This is a genomic window from Streptomyces pseudovenezuelae (assembly GCF_001513955.1).
Classification (GTDB): Bacteria; Actinomycetota; Actinomycetes; order Streptomycetales; family Streptomycetaceae; genus Streptomyces; species Streptomyces pseudovenezuelae.
Genome location: NZ_KQ948145.1, coordinates 386,116 through 404,877, shown reverse-complemented (window position 1 = coordinate 404,877; position 18,762 = coordinate 386,116). Strand labels below are relative to the sequence as shown.

Below are 18,762 nucleotides of genomic sequence, written 5' to 3'. Positions count from 1 at the left end.
ACGTAAATTCAAGGAGAGGCAATTCGCGCCAGCAAAGCTGCGCGGTGGCACCGCGCAGAGGAGGGGGCTGCGCGGTGCCGCGCCCACTTCCCGGCGTCAAAGAAACGTTCCGACCCGGAGTCACCCGCTTGGGCGATGCCTCACGCCCCCATGATTCCGCCGCGATTCGGCCACGAAACCCCCATGAACAGGGCTTCGGCCGGCCACCGCGCCGTCGCCACCCGACTCCGGAGAGTAGTTGTGGCACGCCGATGCACCCGCCATCCCTCACGAAGGGTTATGGTGGAAACCCCCCCTCGGGCCGGTCCGTCTCCCCCCCACGGACCGGCCCGTTTTTTTGTGCTCCGAGACACGCATGACAGGGTCGGCCGGGGTACCCGCCAGGGCGCGGGGCACAGGCCGGCAGACGCTCCGCCGCAGGGGTGCGGCCGGTCCCCGACGACCCGCGGCCGCCCAGGCGCCAGAAGGCCCCGCGCAGTTGGCGCCCGGAAGCCCCCGGTACGCTCTAGCCGCGGGGACCGCCATCTCAAAGGGGCTGACTTTCACGTGAACCTGCGCGACAAGCTGCGCGGCCTGCTGGTCAGGCTCTACGCACGCCGGGTGGAGGGCCACCTGGACCACGCCCAGGTGCCCAAGCACATCGGGGTCATCGTGGACGGCAGCCGGCGCTGGGCGAAGGCCGCCGGTTCCACCCCTGTCGACGGCCACCGCGCGGGCGCGGAGAAGATCGAGGAGTTCCTCGGCTGGTGCTCCGAGACGGATGTCGAGGTCGTCACCCTCTGGCTGCTGTCGACGGACAACTTCAACCGTCCGCCGGAGGAGCTCGGCCCCCTCCTCGGCATCATCGAGGACGTCGTGCGCACCCTCGCCGCCGACGGCCGCTGGCGGGTCCACCACGTCGGCACCCCGGACCTGCTGCCCGCCCCGATGCAGACGGCGCTGAAGGAGGCGGAGGAGTCCACCGCCCACGTCGACGGAATACTCGTCAATGTCGCCATCGGCTACGGCGGCCGCCAGGAGATCGCCGACGCCGTACGGTCGATGCTCCTTGACGCGCACGACAAGGGCGCCTCGATGGAGGAGCTCGCCGAGGCCGTCGACATCGACATGATCGGCCGCCATCTCTACACCGGCGACCAGCCCGACCCCGACCTCGTGATCCGTACCAGCGGCGAGCAGCGGCTGTCCGGATTCATGCTGTGGCAGACCGCCCACTCGGAGTACTACTTCTGCGAGGTCTTCTGGCCGGCCTTCCGTAAGGTCGACTTCCTGCGCGCGCTGCGCGACTACGCGGCCCGCCACCGGCGCTACGGCGGCTGACGGGCGCCCCGCAAAGAGTGCTCGACTACCCCGTTCGGGACAGAAGTAACTAGGAGTTCACCAGGGCGCCGTCATATGCACTGGCATGGCACCGCATGTTCGAGGGCATAAGCCAGTCAGGTCGACGCCCGAACCACGGGTGTCGGATCTCAGCGGGCGGCACGGGGCCGTCCGCCCGGGAGGCCCTTTGCACCAGCCTTACCGTGCGGTCTCGGCACGGAAGAAGCAGTGGAGGGCCGGTTCCCGGCCCGTGCAAACGGGCCGTCGACCGGTCCAGCTCCACTCCGTCGCTCCCCGACCTCTTCCGAGGGGGTACGTCCTTCCGTGGTGACCAGCACAAAGCGCCACAAGCCAGACCGGCGCACTTATGTCCTCGACACCAGTGTTCTGCTGTCGGACCCCAACGCCCTGAGCCGCTTCGACGAGCACGAGGTCGTGCTTCCCATCGTCGTGGTGACGGAACTGGAGGCCAAGCGGCACCATCCCGAACTCGGCTACTTCGCCCGGCAGGCCCTGCGCCTGCTCGACGACTTCCGGGTCCGGCACGGCCGTCTCGACGCACCCATCCCGATCGGGGACCTGGGCGGAACCGTTCGTGTCGAGCTCAACCACTCGGACCCCAGCGTGCTGCCCAGCGGCTACCGCCTGGGGGACAACGACTCCCGCATCCTCGCGGTCGCCCGCAACCTGCAGGCCGAGGGGTACGACGTCACCGTCGTCTCGAAGGACCTCCCGCTCAGGATCAAGGCGTCCTCGGTCGGTCTCCTCGCCGAGGAGTACCGCGCCGAACTCGCCATCACGGGCTCCTCCGGCTGGACCGGAATGTCCGAGCTGACCCTGGCCGGCGAGCAGGTGGACATCCTCTTCGACGAAGGCCATGTCTACGTCCCCGAGGTGTCCGACCTGCCCGTGCACACGGGGCTGACCATCCACTCCGAGCGCGGCAAGGCGCTCGGCAGGGTCTCGCCCGAGGGCAACGTCCGCCTGGTGCGCGGCGACCGGGAGGCGTTCGGCATCAAGGGCCGCAGCGCGGAGCAGCGCATCGCGCTGGACATCCTGCTGGACCCGGACATCGGGATCGTGTCGATGGGCGGCCGGGCCGGCACCGGCAAGTCGGCGCTCGCGCTGTGCGCGGGTCTGGAGGCGGTCCTGGAGCGCCGCCAGCACAAGAAGGTGATGGTCTTCCGGCCGCTGTACGCGGTGGGCGGGCAGGAACTCGGCTATCTGCCGGGCTCCGAGTCCGAGAAGATGAGCCCCTGGGCGCAGGCGGTCTTCGACACGCTGTCCGCGGTCACCAGCCGCGAGGTCATCGAGGAGGTCACCGCGCGCGGGATGCTGGAGGTCCTGCCGCTCACCCACATCCGTGGCCGCTCGCTCCACGACGCGTTCGTGATCGTGGACGAGGCGCAGTCCCTGGAACGGAATGTACTTCTCACCGTTCTGTCCCGAATCGGCGCGAATTCACGGGTCGTTCTGACCCATGACGTGGCCCAGCGGGACAATCTGCGCGTCGGTCGCTACGACGGTGTGGTCGCCGTGGTGGAGAAGCTGAAGGGGCACCCCCTCTTCGCCCACGTCACGCTGACGAGGTCCGAGAGGTCCCAGATCGCGGCCCTTGTGACCGAAATGCTCGAAGACGGCCAGATCTAAGGCAGTTCGGGGAAACCCGAAGCAAGTCGGCGCCGTCCGGAAAGGCCAAGAGCCTAGCCGGGCGGCGCCTTCGCGTGTCGAGGTTTCTCGAAATCCCTGGGGTCAAACGGGATGTGAGCTTTCACACGCAACTCAGAATTGCCACCCGGCGTCCGGTTACGGCAGAGTCTCGGTTCTGTCAGGCCCCGCATACGGCACACCTGTACCCCTGGGGGTACCCCCGCACTTTTGGTAGCGGGGGAGGTACGGCACCACAGCAACACCACGACCAACTCCATACCGTCCGTCGTATGCCGCCCGCGCACCACGCGGCGCTCCCTGCAAGGGAGTTGCCCACCGGGCCCGCGCCTCCCGTGACCCCGCAGTTGGGAGGCCAGTGTTCAGGGGCACGATTGCGTCCGCCAGGGTCACCGAAGCGGGCGATGCTGGAAGGAAACCGTGTGAGCCCGATTTCGGTCCGGGGATTCGCAGTGGCCTCCGCCACCGCGGTCACCGCTGTCGGAAGCGTTGTCGGAGTTGCCTCCGGCAGTGTCGCGCAGCCGAACGACGCCGAGGCGACGGCAGCCGACATGACGCTCCTGGCGGACATCCCCGCGGGTGAGCAGGCTCAGGTGCAGACCGCGTCCCTCACGCAGCAGGCCGACACTCAGGCCATCGCCGCGGACGCGAGCGCCAAGAAGGTCGCGGAGGAGTCGGCCCGCAAGGCCGCCGCCAAGTCCGCGATCGAGAAGAAGGAGGCTGCCGAGCAGGCGGCCAAGGAAGCCAAGGAGCGCGCCGAGGCCAAGGAGAAGGCCAGCCGCAGCTCCTCCAGCTTCCCGGTGCAGAGCTCGTACACCGTCGCGCAGATCCAGGCGATGGCTTCCTCGATGGTGCCGAGCGGGCAGTTCCAGTGCTTCAGCAACATCGTGGACCACGAGTCCAGCTGGAACTACCGGGCCGTCAACGCCTCCTCGGGTGCCTACGGTCTCTTCCAGGCCCTGCCGGGCTCCAAGATGTCGTCGGTCGGCGCCGACTGGCAGACCAATCCGGCCACCCAGATCAAGTGGGGCCTCAACTACATGGACAGCCGGTACGGCAGCCCCTGCGAGGCCTGGTCGTTCTGGCAGGCCAACCACTGGTACTGAGCCGGACATGAGCCGGACCTCCGCGCGTGGACTCGCCGTGGTCTCGGCCACGGCGGTCACCACTGTCGGTGCCGTCATGGGAGTCGCCCAGGCGGGCACCGCACCGTCCGCCGGCGACGACCAGGCGTCGGCGGGCGACGCGACGCTCCTCGCGGACATACCCGAGGGCCGGCAGGCCCAGGTGCAGACGGTCGCGCTGACCCGGCAGGCCGACACACAGGCCGTCGCCGCGGACGCCGTCGCCAGGACATCGGCGGAGGAAGCGGCTCGCAAGCAGGCCGCCGAGGCCGCGGTGGCCAAGCGGCAGGCCGCCGAGGAGAAGGCGAAGAAGGAGCGCGAGGCCAAGGCAGCCTCCGGCGTCTTCCCGGTGCGGAGTTCGTACACGGCCGCGCAGGTTCAGGCGATCGCGCGCCAGATCGTGCCCGGCGGGCAGTTCCAGTGCTTCAGCAACATCGTGGACCACGAGTCCACGTGGAACTACCTGGCCGTCAACCCCTCGTCCGGCGCCTACGGCCTCGTCCAGGCCCTGCCCGGCTCCAAGATGGCGTCGGCCGGCGCCGACTGGCAGACCAACCCGGCCACCCAGATCAAGTGGGGCCTGAACTACATGAACGTCCGCTACGGCAGCCCCTGTGACGCGTGGGCCTACTGGCAGGCTCACGGCAACTACTGATCACGGACCGCCCCCGGCCGCTCAACCTCCCGCAGCCCCTCCCCGTCCTAGGGGGAGGGGCTTGTGCCATGTACGGTCGGACCGGACGACTCCAGGGGGGAGTGGTGAGGAGAGACGGGGGAAGAGGACGGATCATGTCGCGAGTGCCAGGGTGGATCGGCCGGCTCGGTGCCCGGCTGACCGATGTGGGAGACCGGCTGGACGAGCGCCGGGCGGAGGTGGCCCGCGAAGAGGCCGAGGCCGACGCCGCCGCACCGCCTGAGCGCAGGCGGAAGAAGCCGGCGAGCACCGCCTCCCGCCCGCCCGTCGTGCTGGTGCCCCGCCCCGACCCGGCGCAGGCCGTGCCGTGGGGCGTACGGGTCGCCGCCGAGGCCGGCTGGCGGCTCCTGATCCTCGCGGGCACCGTCTGGGTGCTGATGCGGGTCATCAGCTCCGTACAGCTCGTTGTCTTCGCGTTCGTCGTCGCCCTGCTCATCACCGCTCTGCTGCAGCCGACGGTGGCCCGTCTGATGCGGCACGGTGTCCCGCGCGGCCCCGCCACGGCTCTCACCGCGATCCTCGGCTTCGTCGTCATCGGGCTCATGGGCTGGTTCGTGACCTGGCAGGTCATGGAGAACATCGACGACCTCTCCAACCAGATCCAGAGCGGCATCGACGATCTGCGCAACTGGCTGCTGAAGAGCCCCTTCCACGTCACCGACAAGCAGATCAACCAGATCGCCAAGAACCTGCGCGAGGCGGTCGGCGCCAACACCGACCAGATCACCTCGGCGGGCCTGGAGGGCGTCCAGGTCGTCGTGGAGGCCCTCACCGGCATCCTGCTGACCTTCTTCTCCACCCTCTTCCTGCTCTACGACGGCCGGCGCATCTGGGAGTGGACGCTGAAGCTGGTCCCCGCGGCCGCCCGTCCCGCCGTGGCCGGCGCCGGCCCGCGCGCCTGGCGCACCCTGACCGCCTACGTCCGCGGCACGGTCCTGGTGGCGCTCATCGACGCCGTCTTCATCGGCATCGGGATCTACTTCCTCGACGTCCCCATGGCCGTACCGCTGGCCGTGTTCATCTTCCTGTTCTCGTTCATCCCGCTGGTGGGCGCGGTCGCCTCCGGTGCGCTGGCGGTGCTGGTCGCGCTGGTGACGCAGGGCGTGTTCACGGCGGTGATGACCCTCGCGGTGGTCCTCGCCGTCCAGCAGATCGAGGGCCACATCCTGCAGCCGTTCATCCTCGGGCGCGCGGTGCGCGTCCACCCGCTCGCGGTGGTCCTCACGGTCGCGACGGGCGGCATGGTGGCCGGCATCGGCGGCGCGGTGGTCGCCGTACCGCTGGTGGCCGTGACCAACACGGTGGTGAGCTACCTCAAGGCCTACGCCGAGGAACAGTCGGAGCCACCCGAGATCGAGGATGAGGTCGTCACCGGCGAGGAGAGCGCCGCGGAACCGCCACCGGACCCTGAAAAACCTGCCTCCGATTCGGTCAAATGAGCGCCGAACAGAATGTTTTGAGCGGCCCGCCAACTCAACTTCCGTCAACTAACGGCAGGTAGCAAACCCGCCCTCGGAATATGCGCCCGGACTGATACACCTTCCCTCCTCAGTGCTACGCGTCAGGCGTATGTGCGAGACGGCGGGGGGTGCGATGTCGGGCCACGAACACCTGGCTCAGGCCCTGGCCGCGTGCGGTCGTGACGGTTTCACCGGAGAGCTGCGCGTCACCGGGACACCGGGCGGCACCTTCCACTTCGGGGACGGCCGGGTGGTCGCCGTGGAGTCGCCCGGCGCCCCGGGGCCCGAGGCGCTGCTGCTGCGCTCCGGGCGGGTCAGCGGCGAGCAGTGGGCCGAGCTGGTGCGGGAGTCGGGCGGCTCGCGCTGGCCGGCCACCGCGCTCATCGCGCACGGCTACGCGGGGGCCGCGCAGCTGAGGGTGGTGTGCGCGCTGGCCCTGCACGACGCCGCGTTCGCGATGGCCGCGGGCCGGGTGCAGGAGTGTGAACGCCACGCCACCGCGGAGCCGTTCGCGCAGGTCCCGCTGGGTGAGCCGCCCCTGCGGCTGCTCCAGGACGCGCTCCGCAGGCTCACCGCCCTAGCCGCCCTGCCGCACCCCGTGCACCCCGACCGGGAACGCCCCGTGCGCTCGGGCACGGACGCCGGACCGGGGTCCCTGCGGAGCGAGTTGCTCACGCACGCCGACGGCCGCAACACGGCCCGCGACCTCGCGTTCCGGGTCGGACGGGGCGTCTACACGGTGTCGGTCGAGGTGGCGCGGATGCTCGACGAAGGGCTCCTGGTGTGCGCGGGACCGCCCGCGCCCGTCGCGGTGCGCCCTCTCCCCGACGGCGACGAACTGCGGCCCCGCAGGCCCCCGCCGGTGGAGCAGTCCCCGGCTCCGGCGAGAACCGATCTGCCCCGCCGAAAACCCGGCAATTTCTTCCGACTCCGAAACGGAACACCCACATGAAAAAGCCGATCAGACGCGAACAGAATCAGGGGAGTTGAATCTATGGATCACCAAGCTCTGGCGCTCGAAATGCGCGGTCTGCGCGAACAGGTCACCGGAATCACGGATACCGCGCTGGCCGCCGCGGACGGGCTGCTCATCGCCGCGGACACCGCCGACTCGATCGACCCGGAAGGGCTCGCCGCGCTCGCCGCGGCCGGCCTCGGCCTCGCCCGGCGCACCGCGCAGGCGTCCGCCCGCGGCACGCTGCGCCGGACCGTGACGTACGGCAGCCACGGCTGCGCCGCCTTCTACGCCGTCGGCGACACCGCCCTGATGGTCGTGCTCGGTGACGAGGGCATGGACGTGGACCACCTGCACCGGGCGACCCAGCCGACCCTGAACCGGATCGGCTCGATCCTCACGGACCAGGCGACCGAGAAAGCACCAGAAGGAGTCTGAAGGGATGGCGACGAAGCGTATGACCTCAGGTTTCTCCGACCAGGTGATGGGCCTGGTCAAGTCCCTGCGCACCGATGCCCCCGACTGTGTCGCGTCCGGTGTGGTCGACATGTCCACCGGCATGCTGCTGTCGTACGAGACGGTGGAGAACCACCCGCCGGAGGTCCTGGATCTCCTGGCGGGTGCCACGCTCGACCTGTTCCAGGGCCGTACGGTCGTGATGATCGAGGACGTCTTCAAGGAACGTCGCGGGATGGCCAGCGACAACCACTTCTTCCAGGAGATCCTGGTCAACAGCGAGAACCTCACGCACCTGTTCGTGCGGATGAACGAACAGCAGGACGTCGTGGCCGTCGTGGTCTGCCGCAAGTCGGTCAACGTCGGCATGCTGTTCGCCCAGGTCCGGCGGGTGGTGAAGGAGTACAGCCTCTGAGCGGACGCCCGGCTGCGGGCGGCTACTCCGTCCGCAGCCCGTCCGGCCGCATCAGCCTCAGCAGCGGCGGCAGGCTCAGCAGGGTCACCACGAGGACCACCGCCGCCCCCGCGCCGGTCATCGACAGCACGCTCGGCCAGTCCACGCGCACCGCGGTGCCCGTCATCCGCAGCAGGACCACGCCCAGCGCCAGCCCCACCGCCAGGGCCAGCAGCAGACCGAGCACGATCGGGATCGCCGTCTGCCACAGCACCGACAGGCTCAGGGTGCGCCGCCGGGTCCCGAAGGCCACCAGCGCCGACAGCAGCTTCTTGCGCTCACGCAACTGCTCCAGCTGGGAGACCAGCAGGCTCGCCCCGATCAGGGCCAGCACACAGACGGCGCCCATGAACAGGCCGGTGCGGATGGTGTCGAAGCGGTCGTTGCGCTTGACGGACACCCAGGTCATCGGCTCTTCGAGCGGGTCGATCCGGGCCGCCGTGTTGCGGACGTACTCGCGGGCGTCCGGCATCGACTCGTCCAGGTGCACGTAGATCTCGCCGCGCACCCCCGCCGCGGCCTTCGCGGAGAAGGCGCCCGGGGTGACCAGGATGCCGCCGCGCCGGTAGCCCGTGGGGTCCGGGATCGACCGGGCCTGCTTGAGGGTCTTCGGCAGGGTCCAGGTGACCGAGGTCGGCTTCGCCGGGTCCTCGGAGGTGTCGAAGTAGAGCGTCTTGCCGGGCTTGGCCGCCACGCCCGACTCGCCGTCGGCGTTGTGCTGGCCGGAGCCGTCCGCGTCCGGTGCGACGTGGGAGGCGAAGACGTCGCCGTCGTGGCAGGAGGGCAGTTCGGCCACCTGTCGCAGGGACCTGCAGTCGGCGACGGTGACCCGGCCGAAGTGCGCGTCGTCGCCCTGCCCGTCGTTGGCGTATCCCTCGTCGAAGGCGTACACGTCCTGGACGCCCTTGGTCGCGGCGAGCTGCCGGGCGGTCGCGGCGAGCGTCTTCCCCTCAGGAACGCTCACCTGCATCTGCGCCCGGGAGACGTCGTATCCGGTGTCCTCCGAGTAGTCGCCCTCGACGCCGGCGAACAGCATCTGGAGCGCGATCGCCCCGGCCACCGCCACGGCGATGCCGTTGACCATCCGGGCCGCCGTACCGCTGCTCAACTGCAGCCTGCGCACGGCCAGTTGCCAGGAAACTCCGCCCGCGCCGAGCCGGGCGACGACCGCCTCGACGATCCACGGCAGCAGCGCGGTCACGCCGACCAGCAGCAGGACCACCCCGCCGGTGACGAGGTACTGGTTGAAGTCGCCGCCGTCGCGGCCCTGTCCGACCATCGGGTAGAGCATTCCGAGCCCGGCCAGCGGCAGCAGCAGCCGCCACCACAGCCGGCGCCGCGAGGGCTTCGCCGTTCGCACCACGCCGAGCGGCTCGATCACCACTCCGCGCAGGGCGAGCAGGGTCACCAGGACGGCCGCGGCGGGCACCGCGAGACCGACCAGCAGGGCGAGCAGGGGAGAGGGGTCGAGGTAGCTCGGGAACACGCTCTCCCCGAACACCTCCACGGAACCCGCCACCTGACGTGCGATCAGGAAGAACCCGGTGCCCAGGACCAGTCCCAGCACCGCGCCCGCGAGCGCCTCGCCGGCGGCGATCCGACGGGTCGAGCGGCCGTCGGCGCCCACCAGGCGCAGGGCCGCGAGCCGCCGGTCGCGACGCTCGCCGCCGAAGCGCACGGCGGCGGTGATGAACACGGCGACCGGCATCAGCAGCACCACGAAGACGACGAGGACCAGCAGGACCAGCACCGGGTCGGTGCGTTCCTGGACCGGGCTCGGGTTCCCGAACCGGTCGATGCGGGTGATCCGTCCGCCGGTGATGCCCTGCGCCGCGAGTCCCTCGGCGCCCCGGTAGTAGGCGAGTTCGGCGGAACCGATCAGTCCGCTCTCACCGATGGTGCCGACGATCCGCTGCGGCAGCCGCGCGCGCAGGAGCTTGCCGTCGCTGGAGTCCAGCAGTTCCTTCAGCGCGGGGGAGACCACCATCTCCCCGACCGCCGGGAACTTCCCGACCCCCGGCGGCAGGGGCGCCTTCGGGCCCTCGGGTTCCAGCTCGCGCCCGCGGATGTCCGTGTCGCGGAAGGTGGTCCCGCTGGAGGCCACCAGCAGGGTGTCGGCCGCCTTCGGGATGATCTTGTCGCTGTACGTGATGTCCGTACGGTCGGCCTCGCGCTGATGCCGGACCGCCACCGCGCTCGGCAGCGCGGTGGTCAGCAGCAGCAACGCCACCCCGAGCCCGACCCCGACCGCGGTCAGCAGCGCCCGCACCCATCCCTCACGGCCGCCCGCGAAGGCGAACCGGACCCCCATGGCGAGGTCCCGCCACCACTGCCTGAGACTCATACGACCCGCTCCATGTCCCGGGACTTCCCGTCCCGTACGACGATCTCGCGGTCGGAGTAGGCGGCGACCCGTGCCTCGTGCGTGACGAGGACGACGGCCGCGTTGGTGGACCGGGCGGCCTCGGTGAGCAGCTCCATGACCCGCTCGCCGTTGAGGGAGTCGAGGGCGCCGGTCGGTTCGTCGGCGAACAGCACCCGCGGGTTGGTCACCAGGGACCGGGCCACGGCCACGCGCTGCCCCTGGCCGCCGGAGACCTCACCGGGCCGCTTCTTCCTCAGATCGTCGACCTCCAGGCGCTCCATCCAGCCCAGGGCGGCCTTCTCGGCCTCCTTGCGGGGGGTGCCGTTCAGCCTGAGCGGCAGCGCCACGTTCTCCACACAGGTCAGCTCGGGGACGAGCTGCCCGAACTGGAAGACGAAGCCGAACTCGGAGCGCCGCAGAGCGCTGCGCTCGGCGTCGTTCATCGTGGCCATCTCGCGGCCGTTGTACGTGATCGAGCCCGAGTCCGGCGGAACGATCCCGGCGAGACAGTGCAGCAGGGTCGACTTGCCGGACCCGGAGGGGCCCATGACGGCGACGACCTCGCCGGGGTGGATGGAGAACTGGGCGCCGTCGAGCGCGACGGTCGGACCGTATGTCTTGCGCAGCTCGTCGGCGACGAGCAGAGAACCGGCCGGGGTCACTTGACCACCACCTCCGCGAGCTTGTCGAGACGCGCGGCGGTCAGCTCCAGCCAGCGCAGGTCGGCTTCGAGATGGAACAGGGCGTGGTCGCAGATCAGCTGGTCGGCGAGGTCGCCCTTGCGCTTGCGGTCGGTGAGGATGCGCATCATGCGCAGGTGCTCGGCGCGCTGGTTGTCGAGGATGTCGCCGGCGTCCCGGTGCGTGAGCAGCGCGAGGACGACCTTGGTGTACAGCGTGGACTGCAGGTACGGCTCGGGCTTCTCGGGCGTCGCGAGCCACTGCTGCACGTCGGTGACCCCGGCGTCCGTGATGGCGTACCGCTTGCGCTCGGGGCCGCCGCCGGGCTCGATCCCGTCGACTTCGACGAGCCCGTTCTTCAGCAGCCGCGACATCGTCGAGTAGACCTGGCCGTAGTGCAGCGGCCGGTCGTGACCGAACTTCTCGTCGAAGGCCCGCTTGAGGTCGTAACCGTGGCGGGGCCCGGACTCCAGGAGCCCTAGGAGGGTGTGACCGATGGACATGGAGAGGACTGTACACGCGGTGTATACCCACTATGTATACGCGGAGTGTGTAGGTGGTTCCCAGGGGGTGAGCAGCCGCAGGTGAGGGCCGATTGTCACGGTTCTGCTACGCGGGCTCTACGCGTCCCCGGCACCCCCGGCGTCGTCGGCGCCCTTGGCGCCCTTGGGTGGACGCCCCCGGCGCGGCAGCGGCCCGGTGTCGCCGGGCAGCCGGCCGGCCTCCCTCAGAGCCCTGCGCAGCAGGAACTCGATCTGCGCGTTGGCCGACCGCAGCTCGTCCCCGGCCCACCGGGCCAGGGCCTCGTACACCAGCGGGTCCAGCCTCAGCAGCACCTGCTTGCGCTGCTGAGGCCGCCGCTCGGGGGAGCCCCCCTCGGACGGTGCCGTCACTGGTAGAGCGTCCCGGTGTTGAGGACCGGCTGCGGGGCGCGGTCACCGCACAGCACCACCATCAGGTTGGACACCATCGCCGCCTTGCGCTCCTCGTCCAGCTCCACGATGTCCCGCTCGGTGATCCGGGCGAGCGCCTCCTCGACCATGCCGACCGCGCCCTCCACGATCTGCCGCCGGGCGGCGACCACCGCGCCGGCCTGCTGCCGCTGGAGCATCGCCGAGGCGATCTCGGGGGCGTAGGCGAGGTGCGTGAAGCGGGACTCGATGATCTGCACGCCGGCCGACTCCACGCGCGCGTGCAGCTCGGTGGCGAGCTTCTGGGTGATCTCGTCGGCGTTGCCGCGCAGCGAGAGCCCGTCCTCCTCGTGGGCGTCGTAGGGGTACTCGATGGCGATGTGGCGTACGGCCGTCTCGGTCTGGGTGGCGACGAACTTCACGAAGTTGTCCACCTCGAAGGTGGCCTGCGCGGTGTCCTCGACCTTCCACACCACGACAGCGGCCAGTTCGATCGGGTTGCCGTAGGCGTCGTTGACCTTGAGGACGGCGGTCTCGTGGTTGCGGACCCGGGTGGAGACCTTGGTCCGGGAGGTGAAGGGGTTCACCCAGCGCAGGCCGTCCTGGCGGATGGTGCCCTTGTAGCGCCCGAAGAGCTGGACGACCCGGGCCTCGCCCGGCGCGACCGTGTTCAGGCCGCGCAGGGAGATGAGCGCGGCGATCAGCACGAGGACCCCGCCGACGGCGAACCCGGGGCTCTCCCCGCTCGCGGCGAACAGGAAGACGGCGAGCAGCAGCCCGACCAGGCCCAGCAGCAGCGCGAGCGCGCCCCCGATGCTGTGCGCGGCGAACTCCCGCACGCGCGGGGCGGGCATGTCGGGTACCGAGTCGTCCATGGACATAGGGGTCCCCCATCCTTCGATCTCACGGAGAGCGGCTAGCGCTGCTCTATCTAAGTGATATCACTTTACCCCGTTCCGGCAACCTTGACGCCCTCTCGGAGGTCTGGTTCCGAGGAGGCGGGTGCTGATTCTCACGCCCGCCCGGGGCCGGATCGAGGGCCCTGTGTCATATGGACCGGTGTTAGCTTTCTGAGCTGACCTGTGCCACGAACCTGTGTGGCCGCCGATGAGGAAGCGGAGCGAGTCGACCCATGGGACGAGCGGAAGAGAGAAGAGCACGTCAGCGCGGTGGCCGCCGCGCGGCGCCGCCCACGCGCTCGTCCGGGACGCCGAGCGAGGGCATCGCCACCGGCGGCAGGGCCGCGGCGCGCAAGGCCGCCGCCCGAGGTAAGAAGGGCGCGAAGAACGGTAAGAGCGGCATACGCCGGCTCTTCACCTGGAAGAAGATCCTCGGCACGTTCTTCGCCTTCTGCCTGCTCGGCATCGGCGCCTTCGTCGTGATGTACATGATGATCGACGTGCCGAAGGGCAACGCGAAGGCTCAGGAACAGAGCAACATCTACAAGTACAGCAACGGCTCGGTCATGGCCCGTGAGGGCGACACCAACCGCGAGATCGTCGACCTCTCCGAGGTGCCCAAGCCGGTGCAGCGCACCTTCGTGGCCGCGGAGAACAAGACCTTCTACACGGATGCGGGAGTCGACTTCAAGGGCATCGCCCGCGGACTGTTCAACACCCTGTCGGGCAAGGGCAAACAGGGCGGCTCCACGATCACCCAGCAGTACGTCAAGAACTACTACCTCGATCAGGACCAGACCGTCACGCGCAAGCTGAAGGAACTGGTCATCTCGCTGAAGGTGGACCGAGAGACGCCCAAGGACAAGATCCTCGCGGGCTACATCAACACCAGCTACTACGGCCGCGGCGCCTACGGCATCCAGGCCGCCGCCCAGGACTACTACCGCGTCGACGCCAGCAAGCTCAGCGTCGAGCAGGGCGCCTATCTCGCCGCGCTGCTCCAGGCTCCGAGCCAGTACGACTGGGCGGCCGCCAGCGACACCGGCAAGAAACTGGTCACGGCCCGCTGGAACTACGTCCTGGACAACATGGTCAAGCAGGGCTGGCTGGACAAGACGAAGCGCGCCGAGATGACCTTCCCGGTGCCCAAGGAGCCCAAGGCCGCCCCGGGCATGGAGGGGCAGAAGGGCTACTTCATCAAGCTCGCCAAACAGCAGCTGGAGAAACAGCTGGTGGCCAAGGAGGGCATCACCCAGGACGAGGCGGAGGCCCGGGTCGAGAACTCGGGGTGGACCATCACCCTGAACATCGACAAGAAGAAGCAGGCCCAGCTGGAGAAGGCGGTCAAGACCCAGCTGACCAGCCAACTCGACCCGAAGAAGCGCAAGGTCGACAAGAACGTCCAGGCCGGCGCCGCCTCCGTCGACCCCAAGACGGGGAAGATCGTCGCCCTCTACGGCGGCTCGGACTACACCAAGCACTACATCAGCAACGCCAACCGCACCGACTACCAGCCCGCCTCGACCTTCAAGCCGGTCATCCTCGCCGCCGCCCTGGAGAACGCCTCCGAGACACAGGACGGCAAGGCGATCGGCGCCAACACGATCTACGACGGCACCAGCAAGCGCCAGGTCGTGGACAGTAACGGCAACAAGGTCGGCTTCGGTCCCGAGAACGAGGACGACGCCGACTACGGCAAGGTCACCGTGCAGACGGCGATGAACAAGTCCATCAACTCCGTCTTCGCGCAGATGGGCGTGGACGTCGGCATGGACAAGGTGCTGGCGACCGCCACCAAGCTGGGCATGGACACCGGCAAGCTGAGGCCGCTGCCCGCCTACACCCTGGGCACGATGGGTGCGAGCCCGATCCAGATGGCCGGTGTGTACGCCACGCTCGACAACCACGGCAAGCAGGTCACGCCGACCATCATCAAGGCGGCGGAACAGGGTGGCACCGAGTTCCAGATGCCCGACCCGATCGGCGAACAGGTGATCAGCCGCAAGGCCGCCGACACGGTGACCTCCGTGCTGACCGGCGTGGTCGACGACGGTACGGCCAAGAAGTCCGTCCAGCAGAACCCGGCCCGCGACGGCCGCAAGGTCGCCGGCAAGACCGGTACCTCCGACGACAACAAGTCGGCCTGGTTCACCGGCTACACCCCGGACCTGGTCACCTCGGTCGGTCTGTTCGGTGAGGACTACAAGACCCACGGGCAGAGCAAGCTGTACAACACGGCCGGCCTCGACCGCGTCAACGGCGGTGGCTTCCCCGCGGAGATCTGGGCGGCGTACACCTTCGGCGTCGCGGGCGAGAACATCAAGTTCGACCTGGACACCGACCAGGGCGCCGCGGTCCAGCCGACCTGGACCCCGACCGCGTCGAACACGCCGAGCCAGACCCCGTCGGAGACGCCCACCACGGAGAAGCCGTCGGAGACACCGAGCGAGACGCCGAGCCAGACGCCGTCGCAGACCCCGTCCCAGACGCCGTCGCAGACCCCGCCGACCGGTGAACAGAGCACTCCGGCAGAGATCACGACCACGCCGGAGAACCCGTTCGACCCGAACGGCGATCAGTAGCGAGAGCACGAGGAGGGGCGCCCGGTTCTCACCGGGCGCCCCTCCTCGCTTTTCACCGGACCGCGTCAGCCCCTGTTGAGCTCGAACCACACCACCTTGCCGGTGCTCAACCGTGTGGCGCCCCACCGCCGGGCGAGCCGGTTGACGAGGTAGAGCCCGCGCCCGCCCTCGTCGGTGGCCCGCGCCTGCCGCAGCCGGGGCAGCTGCGGCACGTCGTCACCGACCTCGCACCGCAGCACATCGGTCCGCAGCAGCCGGAGGGTCACCGGACGGGTCGCGTACCGCACGGCGTTCGTCACGACCTCGCTGACCAGCAGCTCGACGGAGTCGGTCAGATCCTCCATGTCCCAACGCGACAGCGCCCGCCGCGCCAGCCGCCGGGCCCGGCCCGGTGCCGCGTCCTCCGGCTCCAGGAACCAGTACGCCACGTCGCTCGGCGCGATCCCGTCGAACCGAGCCGCGAGCAGCGCGATGTCGTCGTCCCGGTCGCCGGGACCGAGCATGTCGAGCACCTCGTCGCACAGCGCCTCCAGCGGCGGCGGATGGTCCGGACCGGTGAGCTGCGCGGTCGCGGCGAGCTTCTCCCGCAGCTGCTCTATCCCGGTCCACACGTCCCGCAGCCGCGACTCGACGAGCCCGTCGGTGTACAGCAGCAGGGTCGCCCCGGCCGGCGCGTCCAGCTCCACGGCCTCGAAGTCCACGCCACCGACACCGATCGGCGCGCCCGGCGGCACCCGGAGCACCTCGGCCCGCCCGCCCAGGTGCAGCAGCACCGGCGGCGGATGGCCCGCGTTGGCGATGGTGATCCGGTGCGACACCGGGTCGTAGACCGCGTACAGGCAGGTCGCCATACGGTCCGTACCGAGCCGCTGGGCCTGCTCGTCGAGGTGGTGCAGCACCTCCTGCGGGGGCAGGTCGAGCCCGGCCAGCGTCTGGGCCGTGGTCCGCAGCTGGCCCATGATCGCCGCCGACGTCATGGAGTGCCCCATCACATCACCCACGACCAGCGCGACCCGGCTGCCGGGCAGCGGGATCGCGTCGTACCAGTCACCGCCCACCCGGGCCGTCTCGGCGGCCGGCAGATAGCGCGAGGCCAGCCGTACCCCGGTCGGCCGGGGGAGCGTCTCGGGCAGCATGGTGCGCTGCAGCTCGTCGGCGATGTACGCCTCACGGCCGTAGAGGACCGCCTTGTCGATGCCCAGCGCGCTGTGCGTGGCGAGCTGCGCGGCCACGAGCAGGTCGTCCGGGTCGAAGGGGACACGGTCGGGGCGGCGCAGGAACAGGGCGGCGCCGATGACCCGGCGCCTGCCGCGCAGCGGGGCGAGGATCGCCCGGCGCCCGCCGGGGACGGCGAACTCGCACCCCTCGCCGAGCAGTTCCGGCAGCGCGGCATGGGCAGCGGGCGTGTCCGTGAAGACCGGCCGCACCCCACGCAGCACCTCGGCGAGCGCGCTGCCGGGCTGCACCTCGCACAGTTCGGTGCCGAGCGCGTCCAGCTCGGTCGGGTTCTCCGGCACCGGCACCGGAAGGATGCCGTCCTCCAGGTCCCGCTCCTGCTGCGGGATGCGGTCGCTGCGCCGCAGCCGGAGCACCAGCGGGCCGGTGGGCCGCTCGTCGCCGACCGGCAGCGGGTCGCGCAGATAGACGAGGATCGCGTCCGAGAAGGTCGGCACGGTCGCCCGGCACAGACCCATGACGATCTCGTCCAGGTCGATACCGCGGGCGATCCGACGGGTCGCCGCGCCCACGAAGCGCAGCCGGTCCCCGTCGCGCCGCATCGGCGTGGGCCGGCCCGGGGGCAGCGTCTGGCCGGTACGGCGTTCGTCGCCGCTCTGGGACGGCCGCTCGTCCGCACCGCCCGGCTGGACCGGGACCCCTTCGGTGACGGGCCGCGGCCGGTGCGGGTCCGGCTCCGCGGCGGCCGGCTGGGAGTGCTCGGGGCCGGTACCGGCCGGGTTCATGCCCATGTCCTTGTGGTTGCCGGTCCTCCCGGTCGTGCTGTTGCTGCTCTGGACCACGGGTGCCGCCTCCGGCGTGGGATCACCGGAGCGGGCCTGAACGGGTAAAGCGGCCGGCGCCTCGACGCCCTGGGCGGGCGGTGGCGCCGGGGAACGCAGGAGCGCCCCGCGGGGGTCCGTGGGGTCGACGCCCGGCTGGGGGCGTTCGAAGGAGGTCGGGTGCTCCGTCACGCGTGTCGAATCCGTCCGTCCGGGGCTGCACGCCGTACGCGCAGTTGGTCCCGCCGAAATCCCGATACCCGGAATGCGTGTCCCAGGAACGGAATTCCCGCGTGGTCAGGGGCTGTTCCTGCGTTTTTGGTCAACCTTCCGCGGCCCGTACCGGTGTTGCCCTCGTACCCCACGCTCACGTCCTGCCGCCCCTCGGTGACGATCGGTCAAGCACAGTGCCCGCTCCGGTAGTTGTCGCTGCGCGCTCTTGCGGAGGACGATCCTACGTTTGCAGCCCGGGGGCGCATCAAGGGTCTCATGAGGACAAGTGCGCGGGCGTACGGTCCCAGTCTTCCGGAAGGAGCGGCACAGTCCAGGACGGATCGGGCCGCCAGTCGGGCCAGCCGTCCGAGAACGGCGGGCCCCAGGCGCGGATCACCTCCACCGCGGAACGCCCCGCCGACCGGACCTGTTCGGCCAGGTCCGGGCCCATCAGCCCGTCCCGCTGGGCCTGCGCGAACTCGTCCTCGTCCCGCCACTGCCAACCGCGGTCCGGATCCACGGTGATGTCCAGGAAGTGGTCCTCGGAATCCACACCCCCGGCCCAACGCGTCAGCGGCTCCTCAAGGTTCACGTACCAGTTCTTGAACCGCCAGCCCGGCTCCCAGAACAGCCACACCGACCATGGCAGCCCCGGCCGCGCCAGCTTCAGCACCCCGGTGCCGAACCAGCGGTCCCGCTGGACCGAACGCGGCTTGGTGTAACGGGACTCCAGCGGCTCGGCATGCACCGGCGTGCCGTCGGCCAGCACCGGTCTCACACACTCGGTGCCCGGCGCCAGCCACACGGCGAGCAGGTCCTCGTCGTCGAGTACGACCGTGACGGGGCGGGCGATGTGGAAGTGCGCGCCCGCGTTCTCCCGGTAACGCCACAGGATCTGACTCCCGGGCTCCCAGAAGTGCGCCGACGTACCTGCTTCCACCGCTCTCACCGCTCCACCGTCTGCCATGAACAGATATTAGGTGC

Annotated in this window: 16 protein-coding genes; 9 read left to right on the top strand and 7 right to left on the bottom strand. The window is 70.1% G+C overall.

Annotated features, from left to right (window positions below):
- Positions 1–546: 546 nt before the first annotated feature.
- From AQI94_RS09180 to AQI94_RS09145, 8 genes are all read left to right on the top strand, one after another.
- On the top strand, positions 547–1,320 hold the full coding sequence (locus tag AQI94_RS09180) for an isoprenyl transferase (protein WP_031050596.1): 774 nt from the start codon (positions 547–549) through the stop codon (positions 1,318–1,320).
- A gap of 324 nt (positions 1,321–1,644) precedes the next feature.
- Positions 1,645–2,970, top strand: coding sequence for a PhoH family protein (locus AQI94_RS09175; protein WP_031050599.1), 1,326 nt, complete (start codon positions 1,645–1,647; stop codon positions 2,968–2,970).
- Between the two features lie 440 nt (positions 2,971–3,410).
- A complete protein-coding gene (locus AQI94_RS09170; protein ID WP_031050601.1) occupies positions 3,411–4,094 on the top strand; it encodes an aggregation-promoting factor C-terminal-like domain-containing protein in 684 nt (227 codons plus the stop codon).
- A 7-nt stretch (positions 4,095–4,101) separates the two neighbouring features.
- Positions 4,102–4,767, top strand: coding sequence for an aggregation-promoting factor C-terminal-like domain-containing protein (locus AQI94_RS09165; protein WP_031050603.1), 666 nt, complete (start codon positions 4,102–4,104; stop codon positions 4,765–4,767).
- Between the two features lie 134 nt (positions 4,768–4,901).
- Positions 4,902–6,245, top strand: a complete 1,344-nt coding sequence (locus tag AQI94_RS09160; RefSeq protein ID WP_062229677.1) for an AI-2E family transporter — start codon at positions 4,902–4,904, stop codon at positions 6,243–6,245.
- 154 nt (positions 6,246–6,399) lie between these two features.
- A complete protein-coding gene (locus tag AQI94_RS09155; RefSeq protein ID WP_037941846.1) occupies positions 6,400–7,218 on the top strand; it encodes a hypothetical protein in 819 nt (272 codons plus the stop codon).
- Positions 7,219–7,260: 42 nt separating this feature from the next.
- A complete protein-coding gene (locus tag AQI94_RS09150) occupies positions 7,261–7,659 on the top strand; it encodes a roadblock/LC7 domain-containing protein (RefSeq protein WP_037941850.1) in 399 nt (132 codons plus the stop codon).
- 4 nt (positions 7,660–7,663) lie between these two features.
- Positions 7,664–8,092, top strand: coding sequence for a hypothetical protein (locus AQI94_RS09145; protein ID WP_031041985.1), 429 nt, complete (start codon positions 7,664–7,666; stop codon positions 8,090–8,092).
- 22 nt (positions 8,093–8,114) lie between these two features.
- Here AQI94_RS09145 and AQI94_RS09140 read toward each other — a convergent pair whose 3' ends face one another.
- From AQI94_RS09140 to AQI94_RS09120, 5 genes are all read right to left on the bottom strand, one after another.
- Positions 8,115–10,475: an FtsX-like permease family protein gene (locus AQI94_RS09140; protein WP_031041988.1), complete on the bottom strand. Its 2,361-nt coding sequence runs from the start codon at positions 10,473–10,475 to the stop codon at positions 8,115–8,117.
- Positions 10,472–11,158 (bottom strand): ABC transporter ATP-binding protein, encoded by a 687-nt coding sequence (locus tag AQI94_RS09135; protein WP_031041991.1) that lies wholly within the window; start codon positions 11,156–11,158, stop codon positions 10,472–10,474. The genes AQI94_RS09140 and AQI94_RS09135 overlap by 4 nt, the downstream gene beginning before the upstream one ends.
- Positions 11,155–11,679 carry a PadR family transcriptional regulator gene (locus AQI94_RS09130; protein WP_031041994.1) on the bottom strand — a complete coding sequence of 175 codons (525 nt, stop codon included), beginning with the start codon at positions 11,677–11,679 and terminating at the stop codon, positions 11,155–11,157. The genes AQI94_RS09135 and AQI94_RS09130 overlap by 4 nt, the downstream gene beginning before the upstream one ends.
- Before the next feature lie 117 nt (positions 11,680–11,796).
- Positions 11,797–12,069: a hypothetical protein gene (locus AQI94_RS09125; RefSeq protein ID WP_031041997.1), complete on the bottom strand. Its 273-nt coding sequence runs from the start codon at positions 12,067–12,069 to the stop codon at positions 11,797–11,799.
- Entirely contained in the window at positions 12,066–12,968 is a 903-nt protein-coding gene (locus AQI94_RS09120; RefSeq protein ID WP_031042000.1) for an SPFH domain-containing protein, read from the bottom strand. Before AQI94_RS09120 ends, AQI94_RS09125 begins: the two co-directional genes overlap by 4 nt.
- A gap of 251 nt (positions 12,969–13,219) precedes the next feature.
- Here AQI94_RS09120 and AQI94_RS09115 point away from each other — a divergent pair, with 251 nt between their 5' ends.
- Positions 13,220–15,568 (top strand): transglycosylase domain-containing protein, encoded by a 2,349-nt coding sequence (locus AQI94_RS09115; protein ID WP_031042003.1) that lies wholly within the window; start codon positions 13,220–13,222, stop codon positions 15,566–15,568.
- Between the two features lie 65 nt (positions 15,569–15,633).
- Here the strand turns inward: AQI94_RS09115 and AQI94_RS09110 are convergent, their stop codons facing one another.
- Positions 15,634–17,757, bottom strand: coding sequence for a SpoIIE family protein phosphatase (locus tag AQI94_RS09110; protein WP_031042005.1), 2,124 nt, complete (start codon positions 17,755–17,757; stop codon positions 15,634–15,636).
- A gap of 295 nt (positions 17,758–18,052) precedes the next feature.
- Positions 18,053–18,745 carry a cytidylyl-2-hydroxypropylphosphonate hydrolase gene (gene fomD, locus AQI94_RS09105; protein ID WP_031042007.1) on the bottom strand — a complete coding sequence of 231 codons (693 nt, stop codon included), beginning with the start codon at positions 18,743–18,745 and terminating at the stop codon, positions 18,053–18,055.
- Between the last annotated feature and the right edge of the window lie 17 nt (positions 18,746–18,762).

Bases quoted from the DNA above. Each gene is read 5' to 3' on its own strand.
- AQI94_RS09165 (WP_031050603.1), top strand. From the start codon at position 4,102: ATGAGCCGGACCTCCGCGCGTGGACTCGCCGTGGTCTCGGCCACGGCG.
- AQI94_RS09160 (WP_062229677.1), top strand. From the start codon at position 4,902: ATGTCGCGAGTGCCAGGGTGGATCGGCCGGCTCGGTGCCCGGCTGACC.
- AQI94_RS09155 (WP_037941846.1), top strand. From the start codon at position 6,400: ATGTCGGGCCACGAACACCTGGCTCAGGCCCTGGCCGCGTGCGGTCGT.
- AQI94_RS09150 (WP_037941850.1), top strand. From the start codon at position 7,261: ATGGATCACCAAGCTCTGGCGCTCGAAATGCGCGGTCTGCGCGAACAG.
- AQI94_RS09145 (WP_031041985.1), top strand. From the start codon at position 7,664: ATGGCGACGAAGCGTATGACCTCAGGTTTCTCCGACCAGGTGATGGGC.
- AQI94_RS09140 (WP_031041988.1), bottom strand. From the start codon at position 10,475: ATGAGTCTCAGGCAGTGGTGGCGGGACCTCGCCATGGGGGTCCGGTTC.
- AQI94_RS09130 (WP_031041994.1), bottom strand. From the start codon at position 11,679: ATGTCCATCGGTCACACCCTCCTAGGGCTCCTGGAGTCCGGGCCCCGC.
- AQI94_RS09120 (WP_031042000.1), bottom strand. From the start codon at position 12,968: ATGTCCATGGACGACTCGGTACCCGACATGCCCGCCCCGCGCGTGCGG.
- AQI94_RS09115 (WP_031042003.1), top strand. From the start codon at position 13,220: ATGGGACGAGCGGAAGAGAGAAGAGCACGTCAGCGCGGTGGCCGCCGC.
- fomD (WP_031042007.1), bottom strand. From the start codon at position 18,745: ATGGCAGACGGTGGAGCGGTGAGAGCGGTGGAAGCAGGTACGTCGGCG.